The organism is Aeromonas australiensis (assembly GCF_000819725.1).
Lineage (GTDB): Bacteria > Pseudomonadota > Gammaproteobacteria > Enterobacterales > Aeromonadaceae > Aeromonas > Aeromonas australiensis.
On the sequence record NZ_CDDH01000050.1, the window covers coordinates 19,843 to 46,412 of the forward strand.

At 58.0% G+C, this 26,570-nt stretch carries 24 protein-coding genes and 1 pseudogene; 18 read left to right on the forward strand and 7 right to left on the reverse strand.

Annotated features, from left to right (window positions below; translation table 11 throughout):
* Positions 1 to 2: 2 nt before the first annotated feature.
* From BN1117_RS07280 to BN1117_RS07290, 3 genes and pseudogenes are all read left to right on the forward strand, one after another.
* Positions 3 to 4,245: pseudogene (locus tag BN1117_RS07280) on the forward strand (ATP-binding protein).
* Positions 4,226 to 5,437, forward strand: a complete 1,212-nt coding sequence (locus tag BN1117_RS07285; protein ID WP_040096126.1) for an EAL domain-containing response regulator — start codon at positions 4,226 to 4,228, stop codon at positions 5,435 to 5,437. The pseudogene BN1117_RS07280 and the gene BN1117_RS07285 overlap by 20 nt, the downstream one beginning before the upstream one ends.
* A 39-nt stretch (positions 5,438 to 5,476) precedes the next feature.
* Positions 5,477 to 7,453 (forward strand): HAMP domain-containing methyl-accepting chemotaxis protein, encoded by a 1,977-nt coding sequence (locus BN1117_RS07290; protein ID WP_040096128.1) that lies wholly within the window; start codon positions 5,477 to 5,479, stop codon positions 7,451 to 7,453.
* A gap of 59 nt (positions 7,454 to 7,512) precedes the next feature.
* Here BN1117_RS07290 and rfaH read toward each other — a convergent pair whose 3' ends face one another.
* From rfaH to metN, 4 genes are all read right to left on the reverse strand, one after another.
* Positions 7,513 to 8,013, reverse strand: a complete 501-nt coding sequence (rfaH, locus tag BN1117_RS07295; protein ID WP_040096130.1) for a transcription/translation regulatory transformer protein RfaH — start codon at positions 8,011 to 8,013, stop codon at positions 7,513 to 7,515.
* Positions 8,014 to 8,109: 96 nt separating this feature from the next.
* Positions 8,110 to 8,910 (reverse strand): methionine ABC transporter substrate-binding lipoprotein MetQ, encoded by an 801-nt coding sequence (gene metQ / locus BN1117_RS07300; RefSeq protein ID WP_040096132.1) that lies wholly within the window; start codon positions 8,908 to 8,910, stop codon positions 8,110 to 8,112.
* A gap of 25 nt (positions 8,911 to 8,935) precedes the next feature.
* Positions 8,936 to 9,589, reverse strand: a complete 654-nt coding sequence (locus BN1117_RS07305; protein WP_040096134.1) for a methionine ABC transporter permease — start codon at positions 9,587 to 9,589, stop codon at positions 8,936 to 8,938.
* Complete coding sequence (gene metN / locus BN1117_RS07310; protein WP_040096136.1) at positions 9,570 to 10,613, reverse strand: methionine ABC transporter ATP-binding protein MetN; 1,044 nt, start codon at positions 10,611 to 10,613, stop codon at positions 9,570 to 9,572. Before metN ends, BN1117_RS07305 begins: the two co-directional genes overlap by 20 nt.
* A gap of 235 nt (positions 10,614 to 10,848) precedes the next feature.
* On the opposite strand from metN, the gene BN1117_RS19395 reads away from it, so the two are divergent.
* Together BN1117_RS19395 and BN1117_RS07315 are read left to right on the forward strand one after the other, a co-directional pair.
* Complete coding sequence (locus BN1117_RS19395) at positions 10,849 to 11,088, forward strand: hypothetical protein (protein WP_156129913.1); 240 nt, start codon at positions 10,849 to 10,851, stop codon at positions 11,086 to 11,088.
* 29 nt (positions 11,089 to 11,117) lie between these two features.
* Positions 11,118 to 11,573, forward strand: a complete 456-nt coding sequence (locus BN1117_RS07315) for a hypothetical protein (RefSeq protein ID WP_040096138.1) — start codon at positions 11,118 to 11,120, stop codon at positions 11,571 to 11,573.
* Positions 11,574 to 11,661: 88 nt separating this feature from the next.
* Here BN1117_RS07315 and ppgK read toward each other — a convergent pair whose 3' ends face one another.
* Together ppgK and queG are read right to left on the reverse strand one after the other, a co-directional pair.
* Positions 11,662 to 12,405 (reverse strand): polyphosphate--glucose phosphotransferase, encoded by a 744-nt coding sequence (gene ppgK, locus BN1117_RS07320; protein ID WP_040096139.1) that lies wholly within the window; start codon positions 12,403 to 12,405, stop codon positions 11,662 to 11,664.
* A gap of 111 nt (positions 12,406 to 12,516) precedes the next feature.
* Positions 12,517 to 13,671: a tRNA epoxyqueuosine(34) reductase QueG gene (gene queG / locus BN1117_RS07325; protein ID WP_040096141.1), complete on the reverse strand. Its 1,155-nt coding sequence runs from the start codon at positions 13,669 to 13,671 to the stop codon at positions 12,517 to 12,519.
* 60 nt (positions 13,672 to 13,731) lie between these two features.
* On the opposite strand from queG, the gene BN1117_RS07330 reads away from it, so the two are divergent.
* From BN1117_RS07330 to BN1117_RS07375, 11 genes are all read left to right on the forward strand, one after another.
* Positions 13,732 to 15,243, forward strand: coding sequence for a bifunctional ADP-dependent NAD(P)H-hydrate dehydratase/NAD(P)H-hydrate epimerase (locus BN1117_RS07330; RefSeq protein ID WP_040096142.1), 1,512 nt, complete (start codon positions 13,732 to 13,734; stop codon positions 15,241 to 15,243).
* A 10-nt stretch (positions 15,244 to 15,253) separates the two neighbouring features.
* Positions 15,254 to 15,727, forward strand: a complete 474-nt coding sequence (gene tsaE / locus BN1117_RS07335; protein WP_040096144.1) for a tRNA (adenosine(37)-N6)-threonylcarbamoyltransferase complex ATPase subunit type 1 TsaE — start codon at positions 15,254 to 15,256, stop codon at positions 15,725 to 15,727.
* Positions 15,718 to 17,442 carry an N-acetylmuramoyl-L-alanine amidase gene (locus tag BN1117_RS07340; RefSeq protein ID WP_082032559.1) on the forward strand — a complete coding sequence of 575 codons (1,725 nt, stop codon included), beginning with the start codon at positions 15,718 to 15,720 and terminating at the stop codon, positions 17,440 to 17,442. Before tsaE ends, BN1117_RS07340 begins: the two co-directional genes overlap by 10 nt.
* Positions 17,443 to 17,458: 16 nt before the next feature.
* A complete protein-coding gene (locus BN1117_RS19645) occupies positions 17,459 to 17,617 on the forward strand; it encodes a hypothetical protein (RefSeq protein ID WP_167334818.1) in 159 nt (52 codons plus the stop codon).
* Positions 17,618 to 17,725: 108 nt separating this feature from the next.
* The gene (gene mutL / locus BN1117_RS07345; RefSeq protein WP_040096146.1) at positions 17,726 to 19,591 is read left to right on the forward strand and encodes a DNA mismatch repair endonuclease MutL; all 1,866 of its coding nucleotides are present in this window, start codon (positions 17,726 to 17,728) and stop codon (positions 19,589 to 19,591) included.
* Positions 19,581 to 20,510 carry a tRNA (adenosine(37)-N6)-dimethylallyltransferase MiaA gene (gene miaA, locus BN1117_RS07350; protein WP_040096147.1) on the forward strand — a complete coding sequence of 310 codons (930 nt, stop codon included), beginning with the start codon at positions 19,581 to 19,583 and terminating at the stop codon, positions 20,508 to 20,510. Before mutL ends, miaA begins: the two co-directional genes overlap by 11 nt.
* A 72-nt stretch (positions 20,511 to 20,582) precedes the next feature.
* Positions 20,583 to 20,846 (forward strand): RNA chaperone Hfq, encoded by a 264-nt coding sequence (gene hfq, locus BN1117_RS07355; RefSeq protein ID WP_040096149.1) that lies wholly within the window; start codon positions 20,583 to 20,585, stop codon positions 20,844 to 20,846.
* A 63-nt stretch (positions 20,847 to 20,909) separates the two neighbouring features.
* Positions 20,910 to 22,196 (forward strand): ribosome rescue GTPase HflX, encoded by a 1,287-nt coding sequence (gene hflX / locus BN1117_RS07360; protein ID WP_040096150.1) that lies wholly within the window; start codon positions 20,910 to 20,912, stop codon positions 22,194 to 22,196.
* Between the two features lie 91 nt (positions 22,197 to 22,287).
* The gene (hflK, locus tag BN1117_RS07365; protein ID WP_040096152.1) at positions 22,288 to 23,439 is read left to right on the forward strand and encodes an FtsH protease activity modulator HflK; all 1,152 of its coding nucleotides are present in this window, start codon (positions 22,288 to 22,290) and stop codon (positions 23,437 to 23,439) included.
* A 3-nt stretch (positions 23,440 to 23,442) separates the two neighbouring features.
* Complete coding sequence (hflC, locus tag BN1117_RS07370) at positions 23,443 to 24,327, forward strand: protease modulator HflC (RefSeq protein WP_040096154.1); 885 nt, start codon at positions 23,443 to 23,445, stop codon at positions 24,325 to 24,327.
* A 102-nt stretch (positions 24,328 to 24,429) separates the two neighbouring features.
* Positions 24,430 to 24,618 carry a DUF2065 domain-containing protein gene (locus BN1117_RS07375; protein ID WP_005339036.1) on the forward strand — a complete coding sequence of 63 codons (189 nt, stop codon included), beginning with the start codon at positions 24,430 to 24,432 and terminating at the stop codon, positions 24,616 to 24,618.
* Between the two features lie 81 nt (positions 24,619 to 24,699).
* On the opposite strand, the gene ispB is transcribed toward BN1117_RS07375, so the two are convergent.
* Positions 24,700 to 25,671, reverse strand: coding sequence for an octaprenyl diphosphate synthase (gene ispB, locus BN1117_RS07380; protein ID WP_040096155.1), 972 nt, complete (start codon positions 25,669 to 25,671; stop codon positions 24,700 to 24,702).
* Positions 25,672 to 25,914: 243 nt separating this feature from the next.
* On the opposite strand from ispB, the gene rplU reads away from it, so the two are divergent.
* Both rplU and rpmA read left to right on the forward strand, forming a co-directional pair.
* Entirely contained in the window at positions 25,915 to 26,226 is a 312-nt protein-coding gene (gene rplU, locus BN1117_RS07385; protein WP_005304210.1) for a 50S ribosomal protein L21, read from the forward strand.
* 17 nt (positions 26,227 to 26,243) lie between these two features.
* Complete coding sequence (gene rpmA, locus BN1117_RS07390) at positions 26,244 to 26,501, forward strand: 50S ribosomal protein L27 (protein ID WP_005304202.1); 258 nt, start codon at positions 26,244 to 26,246, stop codon at positions 26,499 to 26,501.
* Positions 26,502 to 26,570: the final 69 nt, after the last annotated feature.

Here is a 26,570-nt window from a genome sequence, read left to right on the forward strand (position 1 = left end):
TTATGCCACTCCTTCGTCAGCTTTTTCTTCCCATTTTGCTGTTGTTTTCAGGCGTGTTGGCTGTTGCAGCTCCCCAGCCGCAAGATGAGAGCACAAGTAACGAAATTTCTGCACAAAAAGAGCTGCTGGTCGGGGTACCCCGTGGTGGCTATCCTCCGTTCCTCTACGAATTGCCCAGCCAGCGTTATGCTGGTCCGCTCAAGGAGCTGGCCTCGCGTATTGCAGCCGAAATGGGCGTGTCCTTGCGCTATATCCCGTATAACTCCTACGTAGATGCCCAGATTGCTCTCCAAAGCGGCCAGATCGATGCATTAATCGGAGTTGAACGTAATGCTCTTGAGCTGAAGGGGATAAACCATATCGGCAGTATCGGTTCATATGCACGCTCCATTTTAATGCATACCCCGGATCAGCGATTGACCCTGGAGCAGGCGCGCAAGTTACGCTGGGTCTGTATTCGTGGTTTTGGCAGTTGTAATGAATTGGCTCGTTTGGGGATCTCTGATGTAACTGAGCTGGATAGCCGTTCGGAGGCGAGCTATATGGTCAAGCTGGGGGCTGTCGATGCATATCTTGAGATGAGTCCAATTGTTACCCACAAGATGGCGCGAATGCCATCATCGATGGGGGTTGTTATCCCGAAGTGGCTTTCTGGCAGCATGTTGACGATGGTGACCAGTTCCCGCCAGCCAGAGCTGAGCGAGCAGCTTTGGCAGGCATATCAACGGATACCTGTTGCAGACTCACGATTACGGTTGCATCAGGAGGATGAGCGCGTTAATGCGGGTCTGTTGTTGGAACCCGATGAGGCTTCTTGGCTGCAGCAGAAGAACAAAGTGATCAAGTTCGCCGTTGCCCCCGGATTTGCCGGCATCAGCGAAATCGATGGCGAAGGTGAATTGCATGGCTATACGGCAGACCTGATGAAGTTATTGAGTCTGCGCTCCGGGATCCGCTTTGAGCTGGTGTCGACAAATACCTGGCAGGAGTCACTTAAACTGCTGAAAGAGCACAAAGTGGACCTTATTCCCTTGATGACACCCCTCAAGGATCGTCAGTCCTTTGCCTCTTTTACCTCCTCCTATCTGAAGTTCGACAGCTATGTCGTAGCCAGGCACGGTGCTCGCCCGCTGAAGTCGCTGGTCGAGCTGAAAGGGCGTCTGATTGGTGGTGTGACGGGCTCTTACGAAGCCTCTCTCATTCACGCGCTGGGCGCCAATATTATCGAAGTGGGCAAGGATGCCGATTTACTGACCTTGCTCGACACTGGGCGAGCCGAATATGTGCTGTTGACCATGACCAATCTGGGACAGCAGGCAATGAAGGGGTTCAATGATAAGTATCAGGTGGTGCTGAGCTCTCCCGAATTTTCCGTACCTATCAGTATGGCTGTCGACAATGCTCAGCCCGAGTTGCTCCGAATCATGGACAAGTTGCTGCTGACCATCACGGATGAGGAGTGGCAACGGCTGGAGCGACGCTGGCTCAATGTGTCGGTCAATATCGAGTCTGATTACACCCTGATTTACAAGTGGTTGGCCATAGGAGGGGCCGCTCTGCTCGTCAGCGGTTTGCTGGTAATGCTTTGGGCTCGCAGTTTGCGTCGTCAGATTGCGCAGCGGAAAATCGCAGAGGACAAGCTGAACGAGCAGTTGTTATTTGTGCAAACCTTGCTCAACTCACTGCCGACCATGGTGGCGTTACGTGATAGCGAGCAGCGGATCACCTTGTGCAATCAGGCCTATCGCGATGCTTTTCTCGGTGCTGGCAGTTGCAGTGAGGAGCTGCAAAACATGCCCGAGACACTCAGAAACAGTGTGTTGGAAGAAGAGCGCCGGGTGTGGCAGACCGGACAGGATCTGGAGGGGGCAGGAAGCAACCTGCGAGCTGATGGTACGCCCTGCCATGTTATCTATGCCAAACGACCTTATCGGGATCCCGATGGAAATATGCGGGGGGTGTTGACGGTACTGACCGATGTCAGCCGGATCAAGGATGCTGAGGAGCGTGCCCGTCAGGCTGAAACCCGCCTTACCCAGATTACCGACAGCATGCCTGGCGTTGTTTACCAGTATCTATGGCAGGGGCCGGGCAAGGGGCGCTTTCTCTACGCTTCTCAGGGGGCCAATGAGATCTTGGGGGTGACCCATCAGGAGTTGTTTAGCGCCGAATCGGCCGGCGAGGTGTTTGGCGTTACCGAACAGGCGCTCCAGGAGTTTGTCAGCAAGGTGGCCAACCATGCCGAGACCTTGGTCCCACTTGATCTGGAGGTAAAGCTGGAGCGCCCAGACGGGGATCGCTACCTCCAAGTGCGCGGTAATTTTGTCCGTCAGAAGCAGCAGGCGCTGATCCTCAATGGGGTTATTCAGGACATCACGTCTCTCAAGCAGCAGGAGTATGAGCTGCGCAAGGCTCGCGCCTATGCCGAGCAGGCGATGCAGGCGCGCAGCCGCTTTCTGGCCACCATGAGCCACGAGTTACGCACCCCCATCTCCGGCATGCACGGCATGCTCGAATTGCTGCAAATGAGCGAGCTCAACGACGACCAGCGTTTTATGGTGCGCAATGTGGTCAATTCGACCAACAACCTGCTCTATTTGGTCAATGACATCCTCGATTTCTCCAAGATAGAAGCGGGTCAGTTACAGTTGAATTATCAGTGCTGTCGGTTACAAACGGTGATCTGCGATGCGATCCGTGGCCACGCGGCCCTTGCCCATAGCAAGGGGCTCAAAGTGGGGCTGGAGTGGGGGCAGCATGTGCCGGATTGGGCCGACATCGATGGGGTGCGTATTGGTCAGGTCATCTCCAACCTGCTCAACAATGCGGTGAAGTTTACCGAACAAGGGGGTATTACTATCCGGGTCAGCTACCTGAGCGAGCAACTGACCATCAGTGTCAGTGACACCGGTATCGGGATCGCCGAAGAGAAGCAAGCGCTGCTGTTCACGCCTTTTGAGCAGGTGGAGTCTGATATCAACCGTCGTTTTGGTGGCACCGGACTGGGGTTGGCAATCTGTGAGCAGCTGGTGTGCAAAATGGGAGGGGCACTGACACTGACCAGCAAGGCAGGAGAGGGATCCAGCTTCCGCTTTACCGTGCCGCTTACCAATCCGCAGTGGGATCCCCCTGCTCTAGCTGATACAGAATGGTGGTTTTTCAGCGATGACACCAACCTCGAAGCAGCCATGGTACGGCAAGGGGCCAAGCTCAGGTACTTGGGGGCCAATGAGCTCAGTCGCTCACTGGAAGGGTTGCTGTTGGCCGATCAACGGTGGCTTGAGCAAGCGCTGGGGGGGGGAATGGCAAAGCTGGCTGCAACACTCTGCGCTGAAGGGGATCATCGCATCACCCGATGAGGCGTTACGGGGTCGGATTGGTGAACAGAAATGGTGGCGCCTGGGTCTATCTCCCCTCTATCCGGATCTTCTGCTGGAGAGCTGCCACGAATTGCTGCAGGAGCGGGCCACACCGATCCTCCCTGCGCTTGCAGAGAAGCTGGGTGGTAAAGTATTGGTGGCCGATGATCATCCGGTCAATCGTGCCTTGCTGGCACGGCAGTTGGCCATTCTTGGTATCGAGGCTCAGGTTGTGGAAGATGGCGAGAAGGCTCTGCGGGCCTGGCAGGGACAGCAATTCTCCCTGCTGTTGACTGATTGCCATATGCCGGTGATGGATGGTTATGCCCTGACCAAGGCGCTGCGGGCGGCAGGCGTGACGGCGCCCATCATAGGGGTAACGGCAGATACGTCGGAAGAGGCGAGTGCTCGTATGGTAGAGGCAGGCATGAGTGACATGCTATTGAAGCCCTACCCGTTGGATACCTTGCGCCAGATGCTGGCCCACTGGCTGGCAGAGAGGACGCCAACCAGAAGCGCGGTTACGCCCGTGGATGGGGCTACAGGTATGCAGGCAGAACGCTGGTTGGCGCTTTTTGGTGACGAGCTGACCGCGCGAGCCATGGCGGTGGAATACCTCGATTCCAACCGGCAGGATGGCGAGGCCATGATGGCTGCACTGATTTGTCATGATGCCAGCACTTTGGTAGAGACCGCCCACCGGATCAAGGGGGCTGCCCGCATGGTCGGGTTGGAGGAGCTGGCCACACAGGCGGCCAGGCTGGAGTCGGCTGCCAGATTGAAGCAGCTTGAGGAACTGGATGAGCTGACAGGCAAGGTGCAGCTATTGATGACGGCGATCGCCCACGACATTGGATTATGGCTCGATGAAAAAAGCACAACATGAGTTGGTCATCATGGTCGTGGAAGACCATGGATTTCAGCGCAAGGCGCTGCTGCATCAGATCCGCAGCCTGGGTTACCTGAATCTGCTGGAGGCGGCCGATGGTGCCGAGGCGCTGGCGCTTAGCCAGCAACACAAGGTCGATATCCTGTTTTGCGATCTGCGAATGCCCGGAATGGATGGCATGGCGCTGTTGCGCCGCCTGTCGCTAGGTGGTTTTCAGGGCGGCATTATCCTCTCCAGCGCCCTTGAGGGGGATGTGGTCGAAGCTGTATTGCGGATGAGTGCCGCCTATGGCTTGCAGGTGCTCGGCCGCATAGAGAAACCCTCTACTCAGCAGCAACTCAAGCAGCTGATCGATGCCTGGTCGCCCCGGGAGGAGTCTGCCAGGGAGGAGGAGGGGCACAGGATCGGGCTGGATGAGTTGCGCCGGGCGCTTGAGCATGATCAGCTGCTACCCTGGTACCAGCCCAAGGTGAGTTTTGCATCTGGCGAGTGGGTCGGGATGGAGGCGTTGGCCCGCTGGCAACACCCCGAGTTTGGCCTGATCTCTCCGGGGCGTTTTATTCCGCTGGCAGAACACAACGGCTTGATCGATCAGTTGACCGAGGTGATCATCGGTAAGTCCCTCCGTGATGGTCACTTATGGGAAGAGACAGGGCTCTCGCTCAATCTGTCGATGAACCTCTCCACCACCTCGCTTATCGAGGGGGATCTGTGCAACACCCTGATCAATCAGTGTCAACGCTGGAGCATCAACCCCGAGCTCATCACCCTGGAGGTGACAGAGAGCGCCTTTGTGCAGGATCTGGGCAAGTCGCTGGAGGTGCTGACCCGGCTGCGGATGCACGGCTTTGGTCTCTCCATCGATGACTTCGGTACCGGCTACTCCTCTATGCAGCAACTGGCGCTGTTGCCCTTTACCGAGCTGAAGCTGGATCGCTCCTTTGTCGATCGCTGTTTTGAAGACCCCTCTCGTCTGGCCATTATCGAGTCCAGCATCGAGCTGGCGCGCAAGTTGGGCCTCAAGTCGGTGGCGGAAGGGGTCGAGGATGAGCAGACCTGGCGGCTACTGGCAAAGTTGGGCTGTGATGCTTGCCAGGGATTCTTCTCTGCCAGACCAATGCCCCGCAGCGAGTTGCAAGAGTGGCACCGGACTTGGCAAGATAGATTACCAACACTGATACCTATCTGATTCTGTTGGCTGGATCCCTCCGTTTGAACAAGGATGTTCATGAAAATCTCAAGCAAGTTGCTGCTCAGCTTCGGTTTTATCAACCTGCTGATCCTGCTCTCCTCCACGCTGGTCTATTACCGGCTGACCCAGATCAATCAGGCCCAACACACTCTGCTGGAGCAGGCGCTGCCCGCTCTGCAGCGGGATGAGGCGAGCCAGAAGGCGCTGGTTGCCACCGTTTCTGCCCTGCGTGGCTATCTGATTCTCGGTAAGGATCCTGCCGAGGCTTCCCGTCTCAAGCAGGAGTGGGAGTCGGCCTGGCAGGCCATCGCCCATCAGGCGTTCAGTCCGGCGCTCGCCAAGTCTCTCGAGACCTTCAAAAGCCATCAGGAGAAGGTGTGGACCATCGCCCAGAGCGAAGAGAATCTGCCCGCTCACACCCTGATGCTGCAGGAGGCGGGACCGTTGGCGGAGGCGGCGCTCGATCAGTTGCAATCTTTTGCCAATGAGGAGGTGGCGACCCCGCAGGAGCAGCTCGCGGGCGATCGCCGCATGCTGCTCAAGCAGGTGGGAGATGCCTACAACAGCCTCGCCAATTCCCTCTCTGCCCTGCGGGATTTTCTTATCTCCGGCGATCCTGAATACCGCAGCAAATATCAGGATTATTACCAGTTTCACCAGCAGCGGGTGGCTGAGGTGAAGCAGCAAGCCGCGCTCTTTACCGACACCCAGCAGAGCCTCTGGCAGCTGTTTGAAGAGATGGCTACCCCCTTCTCCGAGCTGGTGGGGCAGGTGATCGAGAAGCGCCAAGCGCCGGATTGGGATCAGGCCAACTACCTGATGGCCACCGACATCGAGCCGATGCAGTCCAGCCTCAGCGAGCAGCTGGTTCAGCTGGTGGGGAAAACCCGCGCCGAGGTGGAGCAGATTTCGGCGCAGATGACCGGAGCCGGGAGGGCCATCAACCAGACACTGCTGTTGGCTACCGGCAGTGCCATCGTGCTTGGCATGGTGGTCGCATGGCTCTTTAGTCGCCGTCTAACCCGTGACATTGCCTCTCTGGTGACCCGGGCGGGGCAGGTTGCTGATGGCCGGCTGGCGGCCGAGCCCTTGGCGATAACGGGGCAGGATGAGTTGGGAGAATTGACCGGCTCCATCAACCGGATGTCTACCCAGTTGCGTCAGTTGGTGGGCGAGTTACAGGGCGCCGTGGGACAGGTCGAGGTGGCCTGTGTCGATGTTGGCAGCACCACCAGAGCCATAGTGGCGGATCTGACGGAACAGGATCAGCGGGTCGATGCGGTAGCGGCGGCTATCGATCAGATGTCGGTCAGCGCCCGTGAGGTGGCCGGTAACATTGCAGGTGTGGCGGATGGTGCCCATCAGGTGCAGCAGCAGACCCGTCAGGGGGAGGCCGCGCTGGCGCGAATGAGCGATACCATGCAGCAGATTACCGCCATGATTGGGCAGGCTAATGAGGCCATGGGGCTGCTGGAGCATCAGAGTGAACAGGTGGGGCAGATCACCGAGGTGATCGCCACCATTGCGGAGCAGACCAACCTGCTGGCCCTCAATGCCGCCATCGAGGCGGCGCGGGCAGGCGAGCAGGGGCGCGGTTTTGCGGTGGTGGCCGATGAGGTACGTCAGCTGGCGACCCGCACCCATCAATCAACCGCCGAGATCAGCCAGACCATTGCGGCCATCTCCCGGCAGACTCGCCAAACGGTGAGTACCGTCAGCAGCGGCACCCGGCTGGTGGAGCAAGGGCGGGATGCCGTCGGATTGGTGACCGATACCCTGAGTGCCATGAACCAGCTGGTGCAGTCTCTGTCGGGCCAGCTGGAGGCTATTTCGGTGGCAACCGAGCAGCAGTCGCGGGTAGCCGCCGAGGTATCCGGGACGGTCGATGACATTGCCGCGCTCAGTCGGCAATCTTGTCAGCGTAGTCAGCAGGGGGAGGAGATCGTAGCCAGACTGGCTGGCGATACCGGCAAGCTGAAGGCGGTCATCGCCCGCTTTGATCTTGATGCGTGAGATGGCGGGATCATCCCGCCATTGCTATTGGTATGCACCGGGCCGTCTGGCCCGTGGGTTTAGTCCAGACGTCTGAAGGTGTGGTTGTCAAAACTGCTGGTGGTCTCCCGGTTGAGCAGGCTGACCAGCAAAATCGCCCGCTTCTCTCCATCCGGCTCCATATAGATGGCTTCGAAGCCTGCCAACGGCCCCTCTTCAATCAGCACTTTGTCGCCCGAGCAGGGAAGGCTGGCGTAGCAGGCTCTCGCCTCGTCGCTGTCATCGCGGCTCATCAGCTGATAGACCAGCTTGCTGCTGATGGGAGTCCATTCGCTGCCAAAGTGGATGATCCGGCTGATGCCGCGGGTCGACTTCAGGGTGACCGGTGTTACCTCTTCCAAATCGACGAAGATAAACAGATAGTTGGGGAACATGGGTTCCCGTACCGGAACTCGCTTGCCCCGGCGCAGCTTCTCGATCTCCACCATGGGATAATAGGATTCGATACCCTGGGCATCGAGGTGGGCGCGGGCGCGGGCCTCTTCTTTTGGCTTGCAGTAGGCCAGATACCATTTTTTCATGTTATGAGTATGTTCGTGTTGCCGTGCTCGCGGATATGATAGCGGCGCCAATAAAAAAGGCCACGCATCGCGTGGCCTTTTTTGCCGAGTGAGCAATTACCAACCTTTTACCAAGCCGCCTTTGAACAGCTCCAGACCTTTCTGGTAGACCTCTTCAGTTTGATAGGACTGGACGAACTGGTTGACCTTCTCGTCATCCTTGTTGTTGTCGCGGGCGACGATCAGGTTGACGTAGGGGGACTCTTTGTCTTCAACAAACAGGCCGTTCTCGGTCGGGGTCAGACCAATCTGGCCGGCGAAGGTGTTGTTGATGATAGCCAGATCCACATCTTCCAGCGAGCGCGGTAGCTGGGCCGCTTCCAGCTCGACAATCTTGAAGTTGCGCGGGTTGCTGGCGATATCCAGCACGGTGGCTTCCAGACCTGCACCATCCTTCAGAGTGATCAGGCCTTGATGGGCCAGCAGGATCAGGGAGCGGCCCAGGTTGGTCGGATCGTTCGGTACCGCGATCTGGGCGCCATCTTGCAGCTCGCTCAGCGCCTTGATCTTCTTGGAGTAACCGGCGATCGGGTAGACGAAGGTGTTGCCAACCGGCACCAGCTTGAAGCCGCGATCACGTACTTGCGCGTCCAGATAGGGTTTGTGCTGGAAGGCGTTGACATCGATGCTGCCATCGTTCAAGGCCACGTTCGGGGTGACATAGTCGGAGAAGTTGACGATCTGAACCTCCAGACCGTATTTCTCTTTGGCGACCTTGGCTGCCACTTCAACCAGTTCGGTCTCAGGGCCAGCAATGGCGCCCACTTTCAGAACCTTGCTCTCCTCTTTTTGACCGCAACCGGCCAGAACCAGACCAGCCAGCAGGGCAGCCGCAACGGATTTGATGCCTAATTTCATAAAACCTCCTGTCAGAAATCGACGATTAACGATGATCACATTTGTTGACCAGGCGCTCACCCGCGCTCTGGATAAGTTGAACCAGTACTACCAGGATAACCACGGTCACCAGCATGACAGTCGGGTCAAAGCGCTGATAACCATAACGAATACCCACATCTCCCAGACCGCCGCCACCGATGGCCCCGGCCATGGCCGAGTAGTTCACCAGCGTGACGAGGGTCATGGTGACGCTGTTGAGGATGCCGGGCAGGGCCTCGGGCAGCAGCACCTTGGTGATAATTTGCAGCGGCTTGGCGCCCATCGCCTTGGCCGCCTCCAGCAGGCCGTCCGGCACCTCCATCAGGGCCCCTTCCACCAGACGGGCGATGAAGGGGATGCAACCGACAGTCAGCGGCACGATGGCGGCGATGGTGCCGATACTGGTGCCTACAATCAGCCGGGTCAGCGGAATGATGGCGACCAGCAGGATGATAAAGGGCACCGAGCGACCCACGTTGACCACCATGCCCAGGGTGCTGTTGAGCAAGGGGTTGGCCAGGATCTGGCCCGCCTTGGTCACATGCAGCGCCACGCCGAGCGGCAGGCCGAGCAGGCAACCGAACAGGGCGGAGGCAAACACCATGATCAGGGTGTCGCCAAGCGCATTGATGAGCAGATTAATCATGGCTTCGGACATAACCCATTACCTCCAGCTGAATATGGTTGTCGATAAAGAATTGTTGGGTTGCTTCGCATTGGGCTTCATCCCCGAACAGCTCGGCCAGCAGGAAACCGAATTTGACACCACCGGCGTACTCGATATCTGCGCTCAGAATGCTGATGTCGATATTGAAACGGCGGCTCGCCTCGGAGATCAGCGGCGTATCAACCGTGCTGCCGGTAAAGCCGAGCTTCACCAGCGGGTAGCTGCCAAGCACCCGCTCCGCACTCATCCGATCCTGATACTCCTGTGGTACCTCCAGATGGATGGTGGAGTGGATAAAGTCACGGGCCAGCTGGGTCTTGGCGTTGCTGAAGAACCAGGCCACTTCCCCCTGCTCGATCAGGCGGCCGTCGCTGATGATGGCCACTTCGTCACAGATCCCTTTCACCACATCCATCTCGTGGGTGATGAGCAGGATGGTGAGCCCCAGCTTGACGTTGATCTCCTTGAGCAGGGTCAGGATCGAGCGGGTGGTATGCGGGTCGAGAGCCGAGGTGGCCTCGTCACACAAGAGTACCTTGGGGGAGGGGGCCAGTGCCCGGGCGATGGCGACGCGCTGTTTCTGACCACCGGAAAGCTCGGATGGATAGGCATGGGCGCGCGCCTCCAGTCCGACCAACGCCAGCAACTCTGCAACCCGCTGCTGGATCTTCTCTTTGCTCCAGCCCGCCAGTTCCAGTGGAAAGGCGATGTTGGCGGAGACGGTGCGCGAAGAGAGCAGGTTAAAGTGCTGGAAAATCATCCCGATCTGGCGGCGAGCCAGGGTCAGATCCCGTTCGCTCAGGGCGACCAGATCCTGACCATCGACAATCACCTGGCCTTCTGTCGGGCGCTCCAGCAGGTTGACACAACGAATGAGGGTACTCTTGCCGGCACCAGAGGCGCCGATCACCCCGACTATTTTGCCTTGGGGTACATGCAGGCTGACATCACGCAGGGCGTGCACGGCATCACTGCCTTTACCGTAGACTTTGTTGAGACCGATCAACTTAATCATGGATTCTTCCGTGCTAACAGCCTTAAAGCACAGGGCGCTACAGGCGGGTGAATTGGGCAGAGGTTTCACTGGGTTGCTCTGTCATCATGGAGGATGATGCTAAGATGTCTGGATGGCTGTGTCAACGCATGTTTTTACGTCTAGACGTCTAAAAAGTGATAAGGATTTCTGTCTGGCGGATAACGAGCAGGAGGAAATGGTTACTTGTCCAGATCCTGTTTCGTATGCGTGATATATGGCCGAATTAAAGATGGTTTATATCGGGTATATGCTGGTTTTATTAGTGTGTCAGCCCGTTTCTGTCCATATCGGCTATCGAGCCTGCCGCTCCTCCATGGTTGCACAAATTCCTGCACAAATCGTTCCCTATTCACTTGTGGATCACCTGACCGCCACTTTGTCGGCGTCAACCTTGATGCAACGCAAGGGGAGCGCTGATAGGGATTGGGTCGGTGGCGCCGGTTTTTTATACTGACAATGTCGACAAGCATGGAGGGCAGAGCGATGAGATTTCAACAGATCAAAGAGTTGCTGCACTATCTTGAGCAGGTTCATCACCAGCTCGGACTCTGTTACGGGCGCTTGACCAGTCAGGTGGATAGCGAACGCAGCCGGATGTTGCTGGTCTATCTGCAAGGGCGTGAGGATGCGGCCAGTGCCCATCTGCACGAGTATACCACCCAGTTGGGAGAGGCGGTCAGAGAGACCTGGCTGGAGCAGAGTTTCAGCGAGGATATGCTGCCTGCCATCACCCGATTCGCGCTACCAGCTTCGGCTCAGACCCAGGATATCGTTACTCAGGTATGCCGCTGGGAAGAGCAACTGGTCGGTGAGCTGAGCCATCTGGCCCGAGAGTGCCCGACACCGGCAACGGCTGCCATGCTCGATAACCTGGCGGCGTTGGAACGGACACGCATGCACCGTCTGGTGCATGGCGTTCATCGGCTTGATGATATGTAGGACGCGGCAAGGATTGATGCACAGATAAGCAGGAGGGCCTAACCTGGCTGCCGAGCCCTCCTGTTACCAAGGGGGAGCAGATAGTCGATCAGCTCTGATGCCGTTCGGCAGCGCAGAGAGCGGCCCCGATAATACCTGCCTGATTGAGGCTGGCCGCCGGAATGAGCGGCGCTCGAGTGGTGATGCGATCGACAAACTTCTCCAGCTTGGCGGCGCTGCCGCCCCCCAGAATGAAGAGGTCGGGGGAGAACAGAAACTCGAGACGCGCCAGATACCTGTTGAAGCGCTTGCCCCAGCGGTTCCAGGAGAGATCCTCCCGTTTGCGCGCCGCATCGGAGCAGTAGTGCTCGGCGACCATCCCTTCCAGCATCAAATGACCCAGCTCGGTGTTGGGTAGCAGATGGCCGTTGACGAAGATGGCTGTGCCGATGCCGGTACCGACCGTGATGAGAATGATGACCCCCTTGCGATCCTTGCCGGCGCCAAAGCGCATCTCTGCCAGACCGGCGGCATCGGCATCGTTCAGCACATAGCAGGGCTTGCCGGTGACATCGGCAAACAGATGCTCGGCATCGGTTTCGATCCAGCTCTTGTCGATGTTGGCGGCACTCTTGGCAACCCCGTTGTGGATAGTGGCGGGAAAGCCGCAGCCCACCGGTCCTTTCCAGTCGAAGTGTTCGACCAGCGCCTTGAGGGTATGGGCGATGGCGGCCGGGGTGGCCGGTTGCGGTGTGGCAATGCGATGGCGCTCGCCAATCAATTCGCCGGTTTTGGTATCGACCAGACAGCCCTTGATCCCTGAGCCTCCAATATCCACTCCCAACATATGCATCTGTGTTGTCCTTGTTGTGTGCCGAGCAGTTTGCAGTGACCACGCTGTTATGGGCACTGCAGGTCGGCAGAGCATGAAAAAAGTGCTGCAATCCGGCAAGGGGCAGATCACTTATGCGTGATCCGACAGACCTTTTTCGATGCAGCGGATCAGCAAACGGGTCTTCTTGTTCTCTTCATCCTGACGCCGGGCAAGAGTTGCCAGCGCCCATTCGATATGTTCGGCCACCATGGGATCGGCGGTGGTCAGCCCCAGTTGCAGGGCCGCGATCACCTCGGGGGTCGCTGGACCATTGCCAAGGGCGACTGCCAGATTGCGGCGCCAGCGTTGATAGCCGATGCGGCGGATCGGGCTTCCCTCGGTCTGTTTGAGGAAATCGTTCTCGCTCCAGCACCACAGCGCCAGCAGGGGCGGGCGGTGCAGGCTTGGGCGAGGGCTGAAGTCGGGTTCCGGGCTGGCATCGGCGTAGCGATTCCAGGGGCAAATAAGCTGGCAGTCGTCGCAGCCGTAGATGCGGTTGCCCATCAGGGGCCTGAACTCTTCCGGAATAGGACCGTCGTTCTCGATGGTGAGATAGGAGATGCAGCGGCGGCCATCCACCACATAGGGGGCGACAATAGCGCCGGTCGGGCAGATGTTGATGCAGGCGACGCACTTGCCGCACAGCTCCTTCTCCACTTGCTGGTCGAGCGGCAGCGGCAGGTTGAGCAACAGCTCACCGAGAAAGAAGAAGGAGCCAGCCGATTCGTTGAGCAGCAGTGAGTGTTTGCCAACCCAGCCTAGGCCCGCCTTGGCTGCCAGTGGCCGCTCGAGGATGGGGGCGGAGTCGACGAAGGGGCGCCACTCACCCAAGGTCTCTTCAGTGCCTTGAAACAGCTCGGCGCAGCGCGCTTCAATGCGATCACCCAGCTGTTTGAGCCGGTTGCGCAGCACCTTGTGGTAGTCACGGCCGAGGGCATAGCGGCTGATATAGCCGAGGGTCGGATCGCGCAGGGTGGCAGCAAAGCCCGCCTCGAACGGCAGGTAGTTCATCCGCACCGACAACACCCGCACCGTGCCCGGCAGCAGCTCGTGGGGGCGCGCCCGCATCATGCCGTGGCGCGCCATGTAATCCATGCTGCCGTGATAGCCCGCATCCAGCCAGGCCTGCAATCTCGGCTCTTCGATACGCAGGTCGGTGTCGGTGATGCCCGCCTGGTCAAATCCTAGCTCCCGTGCCCAGAGCTTGATATCGTGGGCCAGCTGGTGGAAGTCAGGAGCGCTCATGCGGCTTGGCCTGGCTGGCGTTTGCGGGCGTGGGTCGATTGATAAGAGGCGGGAGCCGTCATGGTAGAGATCATCAGGGGCGCGTTGGGCACAAAAGAGGGGGGCAGTTTACCACAGGGGCTGTGGCAGACTGAACAGATCCGCGCACTGGAGCTCAACTGGGCCGCGCGTGAGGGGCAGCCTCTCTATGCCCTGATGGAGCGAGCCGGTGCCGCGCTGCGCACCTATGCCACTCTGCATTGGCCCGACAGTCGCTGCTGGTGGATTTTCGTCGGCCCCGGTAATAACGGCGGTGATGGCTATGTGCTGGCCCGTCTTGCCCGCCAGATTGGCATCGAGGTGGTGGTGATTGCCGCCAGGGCACCCGACCAGCTGAAGGGGGATGCCAGACGTGCCGCCGATGAGTGGCTGGCGGCCGGTGGCCGGGTCTGGCTGGCCGAGCGGTTTGATGATACCCAACACTCCGCCCCGGATCTGGTGGTTGATGCCCTGCTTGGCACCGGCGTCAACAGGTCCCTCTCGCCGCTACTGACAAAGATCGTCGCAACAATCAATGACTTGGCTGTGCCTGTGCTGGCAGTGGATCTTCCCTCTGGCCTCAACGGTGATACTGGCCGTGCTATGGGAGCCGTGGTGCAGGCCACTCGCACCCTTACCTTTATCGGTATCAAGCAGGGGATGCTCACCGGCGACGGGGGGGATTGTGTCGGCGTGCTCGACTGGGATCCCCTTGGCGTAACGCCTGATGACACAATGCTGCCCGCCGCCTGGCGCATCGATTATCCACTGCTGAGCACGCAGCTGACCCCGCGCCAACGCGCTTCCCACAAGGGCTCTTATGGCAAGGTACTGCTGGTGGGGGGCAATCGCGGTATGCAGGGGGCCATCGTGCTGGCGGCTCGCGCCTGCCTGCGGGCAGGGGCCGGGCTGGTGAGGGTGTGTCAGTATCCGGAACATCCGCCGGTCAGCCTCTATCAACCTGAACTGATGAGCCTCACCACCGTTGATGACGAGGGGTGGGCATCGGTGCGGGTTATTGGCCCGGGTCTTGGTCAGGATGAGTGGGGAAGGGAGCAAATCGCCCGTTATCTCACCGATCGGCTCCCACTGGTTTTAGATGCCGATGGATTGAATTGGCTGGCGCAATCTCCCCGCCATCAGGATAATTGGGTGCTCACGCCCCATCCCGGCGAAGCAGCGCGCCTGCTGGGATGCACCATTGCCGACATTGAAACCGACCGTTTTGCCGCCGTGCAGGCGCTGCAGCGGCGCTATGGCGGTGTGGTGCTGCTAAAAGGAGCGGGGACACTTATTTATGACGGCGAGCGGGTCGCTCTCTGTTGTGAAGGCAATCCCGGCATGGCAAGTGGCGGCATGGGCGATCTGTTATCTGGTATAATCGCCGCCCTTTTGGCCCAGGGCCGGTCTGCCACCATGGCAAGTTGGCTGGGCGCCGTGATCCATGGCGAGGCCGCAGATCAGGCTGCCGCCGACGGCGAGCGGGGCATGCTGGCGTCAGATCTGCTGCCGCTGATCCGCAGACTGGTTAATCCCGACACCACAACAAGTTAAAAAGAAGAACATGGCAAAACAGTTGATGATGACACTGCCGGACGAGGCAGCAACCGTAGTACTGGGTGGCCGTCTGGCACAGGCTTGCCAGCAAGCGACAACCGTGTTTTTGCATGGCACGCTTGGCGCCGGTAAAACCACCTTGACCCGTGGCTGGGTGCAGGGCCTTGGCCATCAGGGCAAGGTAAAAAGCCCGACTTATACCCTGGTTGAGCCCTACGAGCTCGATGGCTGGCAGGTCTACCATTTCGATCTCTATCGCCTCGCTGATCCCGAAGAGCTGGAATTCATGGGTATTCGGGACTATTTTGCTGCCAACACGCTCTGTCTGGTGGAGTGGCCCGAGAAGGGAGAGGGCTGGTTGCCAGCTCCCGACCTTGAAATTACTCTCACTTATGTAGGCGAGCAGCGCGAGGTTCTGATAGAGGCCCGTACTGCTATTGGCGAAGCCATTCTGGAACGGTTGTCATCTACGTGCGCTTGATCCTTGTTATTGCTCTCTCCTTGATGGCCTTACCCTCTTGGGCGAATCAGCTCAAGAGCGTACGAATCTGGCCGTCACCGGATAATACCCGGGTGGTGCTCGATATGAGCAGCGCTCCCAATTTCAACTATTTCACTCTGACTGGCCCTGACCGATTGGTGATCGACCTGAAAGGGGCGAGCAACGCCACCAATCTTGCCCGCATTGAAAACAAGAGCGAGTTGGTTCGCAAAGTGCGTGAGAGCACCCCGCTGGAAAAGGGGGGGCTGAGACTGGTGCTCGACTTGAGCTCCAGCATCAAGCCGGTGGTGTTTCCGTTGGCACCGGCAGGCCCTTATGGCCACCGCCTGGTGATTGACCTGCCCTATGAGGAGAAGCGGTCCGCTGCTGCTGTTCGTGCGACCCCTGTTGGCGGACAGGGCAAAGGGGTGGTGATTGCCATCGACCCTGGGCACGGTGGCGAAGATCCGGGCTCAATAGGCCCCAGTCGTACCTATGAAAAACGGGTGACCTTGGCGGTTTCCCAGAAACTGGCGGCGCTCATTGACCGTGAGCCGGGGATGCAGGCTGTTCTGACCCGCCGTGGCGACTACTTTGTTGATCTTAACAAACGCTCCGAGATTGCTCGCAAGGCCAAGGCGGATCTGCTGGTCTCTATCCATGCTGATAGTTTTCATAACTCTACCCCGCGTGGTGCCTCGGTCTGGGTCTTGTCGACCAACCGTGCCAACCGCGAGATGGGCAGCTGGCTGGAGAAGCAGGAGAAGCAGGGTGAGCTGCTGGGCGGGGTCGGCAAGGTATTGGCGGAATCTGACCCCAACCCCTATCTTGCGCAAACCTTCCTCGACCTCTCCATGGACAAATCCCGTGCCGAAGGTTACGACGTAAGCCGGCAGATTTTACGCTCAATGGGTAAGGTCGCCCGGTTGCACAAAAATGCCCCTGAACATGCCAGTCTGGCAGTGTTGAAAGCGCCGGATATTCCATCCGTGCTGGTCGAAACCGGCTTTATCTCCAACCATGCGGAAGAGAAGCTGCTGGCCACCGCCAGCTATCAGGACCAGCTGGCCCGTGCCATCTTCGAGGGGATCCGCAACTACTACCGTGCCCACCCGACCAAGGGGGCCATGCTGGCTGGCAAGGGGCAGGGCAGCAAGCCTGCCGTTACCACTCGTCCTGCGCCGGTAGCTCAGCCGACGGTGAGCCAGCCCAGGCAGGCACAGTCGCAGCCGGTAGTGACCAACAAGATGCCCGCTACTGCCCGCGATAGCGGCACGGCAACCGGCTCTGGCGCCGGGGTGATCAAGCCTTACTCGGCGGCGGTGCAGGAGAGCGGGGCACCGGTCAGCAGTGTGGGAGACTATGACAAATCGCGGATGCTCCGCCATGTGGTCAAACGGGGCGAGAGCCTCTCCCGCCTTGCCGAAAAACATGGGGTGAGCCAGGCGACACTGGTTGAGATCAACCAGCTGCGCAGCCGGGATATTCAGATTGGTCAGACCATCTATATTCCCCAGCAAGGGCAGAGCCGCACTGCCGCCCCTGTTCGCAGTGATGACAAGTCACAGATGATCCGCCATGTGGTCAAGCGGGGGGAGAGTCTCTCCCGCCTTGCCGAGCAGCATGGGGTGAGTCAGGCACGGCTGGTGGAGATCAACAAGCTCAAGTCGCGGAATATTCAGGTAGGGCAGGTGCTCTACATTCCGCAAAACTGACGCGCGGGAGCGGGTTATGCCGCTCCCGCTGTTAGCGAATACCATCAGCAAGATTGAAATTCAGGAGCAAGCGATGCCGATCCGTATATTGCCCCCGATTCTGGCCAACCAGATTCCGGTTGGTGGAGAGGTGGTGGAACGGCTCTCTATCCGCAAGATTGAAATTCAGGAGTAAGTGATGCCGATCCGTATATTGCCCCCTATCCTGGCCAACCAGATTCCGGTTGGTGGAGAAGTGGTGGAGCGGCTCTCTATCCGCAAGATTGAAACTCAGGAGTAAGTGATGCCGATCCGTATTTTGCCACCCATTCTGGCCAACCAGATTGCAGCCGGAGAGGTGGTGGAGCGGCCCTCTTCTGTGGTGAAAGAGCTGGTGGAAAACAGTCTGGATGCAGGGGCCGACCGGGTCGAGATCGACATCGATAAGGGGGGCGCCAAGCTGATCCGTATCCGTGACAATGGCTGCGGTGTCAGCAAGGATGAGCTGGTGCTGGCGCTGTCACGCCACGCCACCTCCAAGGTGGCCACCCTGGACGATCTGGAAGGGATCAACAGCCTGGGCTTTCGTGGCGAGGCGCTTGCCTCCATCAGCTCGGTCTCCCGTCTCACCTTTACCTCCCGCACCGCCGAGCAGTCCGAAGCCTGGCAAGCCCAGGCGGAAGGGCGCGAAATGAGCGTCACCATCAAGCCGGCGGCCCATCCGGTGGGCACCACGGTGGAGGTGGTGGATCTTTTCTTCAATACCCCGGCGCGGCGCAAGTTCATGCGCAGCGAAAAGACCGAGTTTGCCCATATCGACGAGCTGGTGCGCCGCATCGCGCTCTCACGCTTCGATGCCACCCTGATCCTGCGCCACAATGGCAAGGTGGTGCGCCAGTACAAGGCCGCCAATACCGTGCCGGAGCAGGAGCGTCGTCTTGCTGCGGTATGCGGTTCTCCGTTTATGCACCATGCGCTGGCGGTGGAGAGCGAGCACAGCGATGTGCGGCTGTGGGGCTGGCTGGCGACCCCGGAAGGGGCAAGACCGCAGAACGACCTGCAATACACCTACGTAAACGGCCGGATGATGCGCGACAAGCTCATCAACCACGCCATCCGTCAGGCTTATGACGAGCTGTTGCCTCCCGACCGCTTCGCCGCTTATGTGCTCTATATCGAGCTGGATCCCCGTCAGGTAGATGTCAACGTCCACCCGGCCAAGCATGAGGTGCGCTTCCATCAGGCGCGACTGATCCACGACTTTATCTTTCAGGCGCTGTTTACCGCGCTGCGCCGCGAAGGCGTCAGCGCCGCTCATCAGGACGCGCCGCTGGCCGAAACTCTGGTCGAGTTGCCGGTCAGCCCGCAGATTGAATATCCCGGTCAGGCGCCACGTCCCGAATGGTACGGTGCCGAGCACAGCTACCGAGCACCTGCACAGGTGCGGGAAGGGAACGGTGGGGCTGGCCGAGCCAGCAATTATCAACCGCCCGAGCCCCCAAGTCGGGAGGCGATGCGCGGCATGGGCGCTCTGCTCACTACGCTGCCTATCGCAACTGAGGCTGCTCCTGCGCAGCCCACTGATCCCGTGCCGTCACCCAAGCAGGGGGGATGTCGCGCCCTGACACTGGTGGAGCAGGCCTACCTGTTGATCGAGCGGGATAATCAGCTGGCACTGCTCTCGCTGGTACGCGCCGAGCGGGTGCTGCTGCGCCACTGGCTGCTGGATGCCTGGGGACAGGGGCTGGCGGCCCAGCCGCTGTTGTTACCGGTCTCTTTCACATTGTCGAAGAACCTGATTGCGCTGGTGAGCGAGCAGGAAAGGCTGCTCAAACGGATGGGGCTGGAGTTGAAAAGTGGGGGGCGCGACACCATGATCCTGACGCGGGTGCCAGCCCTGCTGCGCCAGACCGATCTGGTACGGCTGTTACCCGAATTGCTGCAAATTATCGAGAGCGGATCTGACAGTGATGCTGGTCAGCAGGCTGAAGTATTATGCCAATGGCTGGTAGAGCAGGGGATAAGCCGCGATAAGATATACGATTTTTCAACTGCCAGTCGTCTGCTGACGGAACTTGTGGCCGAACATGCTGACCAACTGACAGATATTCGCATGGTGCGCCCGCTTTCGCTGGCGACCGTGCTGGAGGAGTTTGAACATGGCGAGTGACTTGCCGACCGCAATTTTTCTGATGGGGCCGACGGCCTCCGGCAAGACGGATCTCGCCATTGAACTGTGCCAGGCGCTGCCTTGCGACATCATCAGCGTTGATTCGGCGCTGATCTATCGCGGTATGGATATAGGGACGGCCAAGCCGACCGCTGATGAACTGGCGCGGGCCCCGCACCGGCTGATCGACATTCTCGACCCGGCCATGAGTTATTCGGCAGCCGATTTTTGCAAGGATGCCCTGCGGGAGATGAAAGAGATTGCCGACCGTGGCCGCATTCCGCTGCTGGTGGGCGGTACCATGCTCTATTTCAAGGCGTTGCTGGAAGGGCTCTCCCCGCTCCCTTCTGCCGACCCCGTCATTCGGGCCGGAATAGAAGAGGAGGCTGCCCGTCTTGGCTGGCAGGCGCTGCACGACGAGCTGGTGCGTATCGACCCGGTGGCCGGGGCGCGGATCCACCCCAATGACCCGCAGCGACTCTCCCGGGCGCTGGAGGTCTACCGCATCAGCGGCAAGACACTTACCGAGCTGACGCAGGTGCAGGGGGAGGGCTTGCCCTATCGGGTGCAGCAGTTTGCCATCGCCCCGAGCGATCGCGCCGTGCTGCATCAGCGGATCGAGCAGCGCTTTGACAAGATGCTGCAAGGTGGCTTTGAACAGGAGGTTCGTGCGCTGATGGCGCGCGGCGATCTGACCCCGGATCTCCCCTCCATTCGCTGCGTGGGCTACCGCCAGATGTGGGACCACCTGAACGGCGAGATTGAGTATGATGAGATGCGTTATCGTGGCATTGTTGCCACACGTCAATTGGCAAAACGACAGATGACCTGGTTACGCGGCTGGCCCGAGGTGACCTGGCTGGAATCTGGTGAGTCTGGCAATCTCGAGCGCGTGCTTGCTCGCACTGGTGCAGCTTGACACTCCCTGTATAATCAGGTTGTTATATTGAGATTCGATATTTAAAAACAACAAACTATAAGGAAAAGAAAAATGGCTAAGGGGCAATCTCTCCAAGACCCGTTTTTGAATGCGCTGCGCCGTGAGCGGATTCCTGTTTCTATCTATTTGGTGAACGGCATCAAGCTGCAAGGTCAGATCGAATCTTTTGACCAGTTTGTGATCCTGCTGAAAAACACCGTGAGCCAGATGGTTTACAAACATGCCATCTCGACAGTGGTGCCGGCCCGCGCGGTCAACCATCACCAACCAGCACCGGGTGGTGCCGCTGATGAACAGGGCGATGCCGAGGCGTGATGATCCGAGGAGAGTCAAGGCTCCAATTCATATTCATCATGATTCCTGTTAAGGAGCAAGCGCTTGTTTGACCGTTATGAAGCTGGCGAACAGGCCGTACTGGTGCACGTCAACTTCAGTGATGAGGGTGAGAGAGAGGATCTGGAAGAGCTCAAAATGTTGGTGAGCTCTGCCGGAGTCAATGCGCTGGCAGTGATCACCACCAGTCGCAGTGCACCCAGCGCCAAATTCTTTGTCGGCAGCGGTAAGGCTGAAGAGATCGCATATCAGGTCCAGATGCTTGATGCTGACGTGGTTATTTTTAACCATGCCTTGACCCCCGCTCAGGAGCGTAATCTTGAGCGCCTGTTCCAGTGCAGGGTGGTAGATCGAACCGGTCTTATCCTCGATATCTTTGCCCAGCGGGCTCGTACCCATGAAGGTAAACTGCAGGTCGAACTGGCTCAGTTACGCCATCTTTCCACTCGTCTGGTGCGAGGCTGGACCCACCTTGAACGGCAAAAAGGCGGGATAGGTCTACGTGGTCCGGGGGAAACCCAGCTTGAAACCGACCGACGTCTGCTGCGGGAACGCATCAAGGCGATTTTACGCAGACTCGACAAGGTGGCCAAGCAGCGGGAGCAGGGCCGTCGGGCCAGAAATCGCAATGAAGTACCGACGGTGTCGCTGGTTGGTTATACCAACGCTGGAAAGTCTACTTTGTTCAACCAACTTACAGCTGCCAGCGTGTATGCTGCCGATCAGTTGTTCGCAACACTCGATCCTACCCTGCGTAAACTGGTGATCCGTGATGTGGGCGATGTGATTTTGGCCGATACAGTTGGATTTATTCGACACTTGCCCCATGATCTGGTCGCGGCATTCAAGGCAACGTTGCAGGAGACTCGCGAAGCGGACCTGCTGCTTCATGTTGTTGACTGTGCCGATGAGCAGATGCAGGAGAACATCGACTCCGTGCAGCAGGTGCTGGCCGAGATTGAAGCCGACGACAGGCCCCAGTTGATGATCTGCAACAAGATCGACAAGCTGGCGGAACGTCCATCGGGTCTGGAACGAGATGACGAGGGGCGCCCGTTGCGCGTCTGGTTATCGGCCCAGACAGGTGAAGGGTGTGAGCATCTGTTTACGGCGCTGACCGAATTGCTGGCTGGCTCCATGGTGCACCACACCCTGCAATTACCACCTTCTGCAGCGCGATTGCGCAGTGCGCTTTATCAGCTGAAAGGGATTGAGCAGGAAGGTTTTAGCGAGGAGGGTGATTTCGTCCTGGAAGTCCGCTTGCAAGTGGCCGACTGGAACCGCCTCGTAAAACAGGAAGGTGAGAGTTTACAACGCTTTATCAGGCATTGATTCGTTGATGAAGATGAACCCTTAGAGGCTTCTCAGCGTATGATGGCCCGGTAGAGATGATATCCATCCGCATGTATTAATGGAGACGCTGATGGCTTGGAATGAGCCTGGTAACAACGGCAAAGACCGTGACCCTTGGGGGAATAACGGCAAGAATCAGGGACCCCCTGATCTGGATGAAATGCTGCGTAAAGTGAGTCACCGTTTCGGTGGTTTATTGGGTGGCGGTAAATCGGGTGGCGATATTGGTCGCTTTGGCATCTCCATCGCGCTGGTTGTCGCCGTGGTGGTATGGGTTGTCAGCGGCTTCTATACCATTCGTGAAGCTGAGCGGGGCGTAGTGCTACGTTTTGGGGAGTATTCTCACAATGTGGATCCAGGTCTGCGCTGGAAACCTACTTTTATCGATCGGGTGATCCCGGTTGATGTAGAGTCTGTGCGCTCGCTGCCAGCCTCCGGTTTCATGTTGACTCAGGATGAAAACGTAGTGCGGGTCGAGATGGACGTGCAGTACCGGGTAGTCAATCCAGAGCGTTATCTGTTCAGCGTAACCAACGCCGAAGAGAGTCTGGGTCAGGCTACTGATAGCGCATTACGCTATGTCATCGGTCACACCAAGATGGATGATATCTTGACCACCGGTCGGGAACAGGTTCGTCGCGAAACATGGGATGGTATCGAAAAAATCGTTGCGCCTTACCAGATGGGCTTGCAGATCGTTGACGTCAACTTCTTGCCAGCTCGTCCGCCAGAAGAGGTGAAAGATGCCTTCGATGACGCTATTGCAGCACAGGAAGATGAGCAGCGGTTTATCCGCGAAGCAGAAGCCTATGCCCGTGAAGTCGAGCCAAAAGCACGTGGTACGGTCAAGCGTCTGGAGCAGGAAGCCGAAGCTTACAAGTCCCAGATTGTGTTGAAAGCAAAAGGTGAAGTGGCTCGCTTCAACGAGCTGTTGCCCCAGTATCTGGCAGCCCAAGACCTGACTCGTGAGCGTATCTATCTGGAAACGATGGAAGAGATCTATCAGCAGGCTAACAAGGTGGTAGTCGACATGCCGGCTGGCAACAACAGCATGATCTATCTGCCGCTTGATAAATTGTCTGGTCACGCTAATACCGTTGCTCCGGCACGCGCTCCCGGTGCTGTGGCTCCCGTCAATGCACCAACGGTAACCAGCGATGGCACCAACTCTACTCCGACTCCGCTTCGTAGCGGCGATCGCTTTAGCTCAGGGAGAAACTGATAGATGAAAAAGCTAGCTATTGGTGTCATCGCTGCGGTTGCCATGGTCTGTTTCTCCTCTGTCTTTATCGTTGATGAAGGGCAGAAGGGGATTGTGGTGCAGTTTGGCAAGGTGAAACGGGCTGACTCCGGTGAAGCGCGTCTCTATGAGCCCGGCTTGCACTTCAAGGTGCCGCTCATCGACCAGGTTCGCAAGATGGATGCTCGCATCCAGACCATTGACAGTCAGGCCGACCGTTTTGTTACCTCCGAGAAGAAAGACCTGATCATCGACTCCTACGTGAAGTGGAAGATCGAGGACTTTTCCAAGTACTACCTGGCAACCGGTGGTGGCAACAAACTGCAGGCTGAAGATCTGCTCAAACGCAAGATCAACAACGGTCTGCGTTCCGAGATCGGTAATCGCACCATCAAGGATATTGTCTCTGGAGAGCGCAGTACCGTGATGGAGGATGCCTTGATGAAGATGGCTCGCTCCTCAGAGCTTGGTATCCGAGTTGTCGACGTGCGGATCAAGCAGATCAACCTGCCGGTAGAAGTTTCCAACTCTATCTATCAGCGGATGCGTGCGGAGCGTAATGCGGTCGCGCGTGAGCATCGCTCGCAGGGGCGTGAGCAGGCCGAGATTCTGCGTGCCGATATCGATCGCAAGGTGACCGTCATGATCGCTGATGCCGAGAGTAACGCTCGTCAGTTACGTGGTGAAGGGGATGCGGAAGCCGCCAAGATTTATGCCGAAAGCTACAAGAAAGACCCTGAGTTTTTCAGTTTCGTGCGTAGCATGGAGGCCTATCGCAAGAGCTTTGCCGGTGGTAACGATCTGATGGTGCTCAAACCTGACAGTGAGTTTTTCCATTACCTCAAGTCTCCTCACGGCTCCAAGCAGTAAGCGCCCACGAGGGTACGTTTAAAGGGTCTGCACTGTCAGACCCTTTTGTTTTTGGTGCCAACCAACGCCAGCAATCGACCTGGTTGAATGGAAGGAGATCTGATGCTGACATCCATGCTGATGGGGTTGGGATTGCTGCTGTTGTTCGAGGGACTTGGCCCGCTGTTGATGCCAAGGGCATGGCAGCAGATGTTGCGGCTGCTGAGCGATCAGCCACCGGAACAGTTGCGCCGTATCGGCGGCTCGCTAGTGGTTGCGGGTAGCGTGATCCTCTGGATGCTGAGTCGCTGAGTCTGGCGCAATGCACTGTCCAGCAGATAGCAGACAATAAAAAAGAGGCCGAAGGCCTCTTTTTTCATCCATGTCGTTTACTCAGGCACTGCGCTGCACGGCCATGTGGGCCAGTGTTTCCAGCGCGTGCTTGTGCTGGGAGTCAGGCAGAATGGCGAGAGCGGCAATGGCCTTGCCGGCCTCTTCCCTGGCACGCATGCGGGAGTACTCCAGCGCGCCGGTACGATCGAGAATGCCGAGGATCTGCTCAAGATGCTCCATGCCGTTGCGGTGCTCGATGGCATCGCGCACCAGCTGGCGCTCTTCCGGCGTGCCCACTTCCATGGCACGCAGCAGCGGCAGGGTTGGTTTGCCTTCGGCCAGATCGTCGCCGACATTCTTGCCCATCTCTTCGCTCTGGGAGCAGTAGTCCATCACGTCATCAATGATCTGGAACGCAGTGCCCAGATACTTGCCGTAATCGGTCATGGCCTGCTCGACGGGCTCGGGCTGATGGGTCAGCACGGCGGCAAGGCGAGTGGCGGCCTCGAACAGCTTGGCGGTCTTGCAGTAGATGACCGTCATGTAGCTCTCTTCGGTGGTATCCGGGTCGTTGCAGTTCATCAGCTGCAACACTTCCCCTTCGGCGATGGTGTTGGTGGCATCGGAGAGGATTTCCATCACCCGCAGGTTGGAGAGCTCGGCCATCATCTGGAAGGAGCGGCTGTAGAGGTAGTCCCCCACCAACACACTGGCGGCATTGCCAAACAGGGCATTGGCGGTCTCCCGGCCACGGCGCAGGTCAGACTCGTCGACCACGTCGTCGTGGAGTAGGGTCGAGGTGTGAATGAATTCGATGATGGCGGCCAGTTTCAGGTGGTCGTCACCTTCATAGCCCAATGCGCGGGCGGCCATCACGGTCAGCATGGGGCGCATGCGCTTGCCGCCAGCGCTGACAATATAGAAACCCAGCTGATTAATCAGACTAACGTCGGACTGGAGTCGGGCCAGGATCAGTTCATTGACCGCCGTCATGTCGGCGGCACAGAGCGCACGGATAGTCTGTTGGTCCATAAGTCTCGTAACGTGACAGCAGCAATAACTGCGATTTTTAGTAATGGCGGGGATTCTACACGATTTCACAATGGGTTACAGTTAGGCGTTTATCCACGGCGGCAGATATGCGCACAAAATAAACTTTTTGCTAAATTGGCCTTGCCTGAGCAGATCGATTTGCGTAGAATGCCCGCCCATTGTTATAGGTTTTTGCGCATGTCTAGCCTTGAGCAAAAGACATGCCTTTACGGAGTTAATCAAATGTACGCGGTATTCCAAAGCGGCGGAAAACAACACCGTGTGGCCGAAGGTCAAATCGTTCGTCTGGAAAAGCTGAACGTTGAGACTGGCGCTACTATCGACTTCAACGAAGTTCTGATGGTTGCTGCAGGCGACACTTTTAAAGTAGGTGCTCCTTTCGTTGAAGGTGGCAAGGTTGTAGCTGAAGTTGTGGCTCACGGCCGTGGCGAGAAAGTGACTATCGTCAAGTTCCGTCGTCGTAAGCACCATCGTAAGCAAGCGGGCCACCGTCAGTGGTTCACTGAAGTCAAAATCACTGGCATCAGCGCTTAATTAGAGGAGTCCGATAAATGGCACACAAAAAAGCTGGCGGTTCATCCCGCAACGGTCGCGATTCTGAAGCTAAACGCCTGGGCGTTAAGCGCTTCGGCGGCGAAACAGTTCTGGCTGGCAGCATCATCGTTCGTCAGCGCGGCACCAAGTTCCACGCTGGTGAGAACGTTGGTCTGGGCAAGGACCACACCCTGTTCGCTACCGCGAATGGCAAGGTGCAGTTCGAAGTTAAAGGTCCGCTGAATCGTAAGTACGTTAGCATCGTTGCTGAGTAATTACGGACCGCAAGGATCCGAAGCCCCGCCAACAGGCGGGGCTTTTGTTTTTCTGACTTCTTTTTGATG

Coding starts and splice junctions, on each gene's coding strand:
- BN1117_RS07285 (WP_040096126.1), top strand. CDS start 4,226: ATGAAAAAAGCACAACATGAGTTGGTCATCATGGTCGTGGAAGACCAT.
- BN1117_RS07290 (WP_040096128.1), top strand. CDS start 5,477: ATGAAAATCTCAAGCAAGTTGCTGCTCAGCTTCGGTTTTATCAACCTG.
- rfaH (WP_040096130.1), bottom strand. CDS start 8,013: ATGAAAAAATGGTATCTGGCCTACTGCAAGCCAAAAGAAGAGGCCCGC.
- metQ (WP_040096132.1), bottom strand. CDS start 8,910: ATGAAATTAGGCATCAAATCCGTTGCGGCTGCCCTGCTGGCTGGTCTG.
- BN1117_RS07305 (WP_040096134.1), bottom strand. CDS start 9,589: ATGTCCGAAGCCATGATTAATCTGCTCATCAATGCGCTTGGCGACACC.
- metN (WP_040096136.1), bottom strand. CDS start 10,613: ATGATTAAGTTGATCGGTCTCAACAAAGTCTACGGTAAAGGCAGTGAT.
- BN1117_RS19395 (WP_156129913.1), top strand. CDS start 10,849: ATGGCCGAATTAAAGATGGTTTATATCGGGTATATGCTGGTTTTATTA.
- BN1117_RS07315 (WP_040096138.1), top strand. CDS start 11,118: ATGAGATTTCAACAGATCAAAGAGTTGCTGCACTATCTTGAGCAGGTT.
- ppgK (WP_040096139.1), bottom strand. CDS start 12,405: ATGCATATGTTGGGAGTGGATATTGGAGGCTCAGGGATCAAGGGCTGT.
- queG (WP_040096141.1), bottom strand. CDS start 13,671: ATGAGCGCTCCTGACTTCCACCAGCTGGCCCACGATATCAAGCTCTGG.
- BN1117_RS07330 (WP_040096142.1), top strand. CDS start 13,732: ATGGTAGAGATCATCAGGGGCGCGTTGGGCACAAAAGAGGGGGGCAGT.
- tsaE (WP_040096144.1), top strand. CDS start 15,254: ATGGCAAAACAGTTGATGATGACACTGCCGGACGAGGCAGCAACCGTA.
- BN1117_RS19645 (WP_167334818.1), top strand. CDS start 17,459: ATGCCGCTCCCGCTGTTAGCGAATACCATCAGCAAGATTGAAATTCAG.
- mutL (WP_040096146.1), top strand. CDS start 17,726: ATGCCGATCCGTATTTTGCCACCCATTCTGGCCAACCAGATTGCAGCC.
- miaA (WP_040096147.1), top strand. CDS start 19,581: ATGGCGAGTGACTTGCCGACCGCAATTTTTCTGATGGGGCCGACGGCC.
- hfq (WP_040096149.1), top strand. CDS start 20,583: ATGGCTAAGGGGCAATCTCTCCAAGACCCGTTTTTGAATGCGCTGCGC.
- hflK (WP_040096152.1), top strand. CDS start 22,288: ATGGCTTGGAATGAGCCTGGTAACAACGGCAAAGACCGTGACCCTTGG.
- hflC (WP_040096154.1), top strand. CDS start 23,443: ATGAAAAAGCTAGCTATTGGTGTCATCGCTGCGGTTGCCATGGTCTGT.
- BN1117_RS07375 (WP_005339036.1), top strand. CDS start 24,430: ATGCTGACATCCATGCTGATGGGGTTGGGATTGCTGCTGTTGTTCGAG.
- ispB (WP_040096155.1), bottom strand. CDS start 25,671: ATGGACCAACAGACTATCCGTGCGCTCTGTGCCGCCGACATGACGGCG.
- rplU (WP_005304210.1), top strand. CDS start 25,915: ATGTACGCGGTATTCCAAAGCGGCGGAAAACAACACCGTGTGGCCGAA.
- rpmA (WP_005304202.1), top strand. CDS start 26,244: ATGGCACACAAAAAAGCTGGCGGTTCATCCCGCAACGGTCGCGATTCT.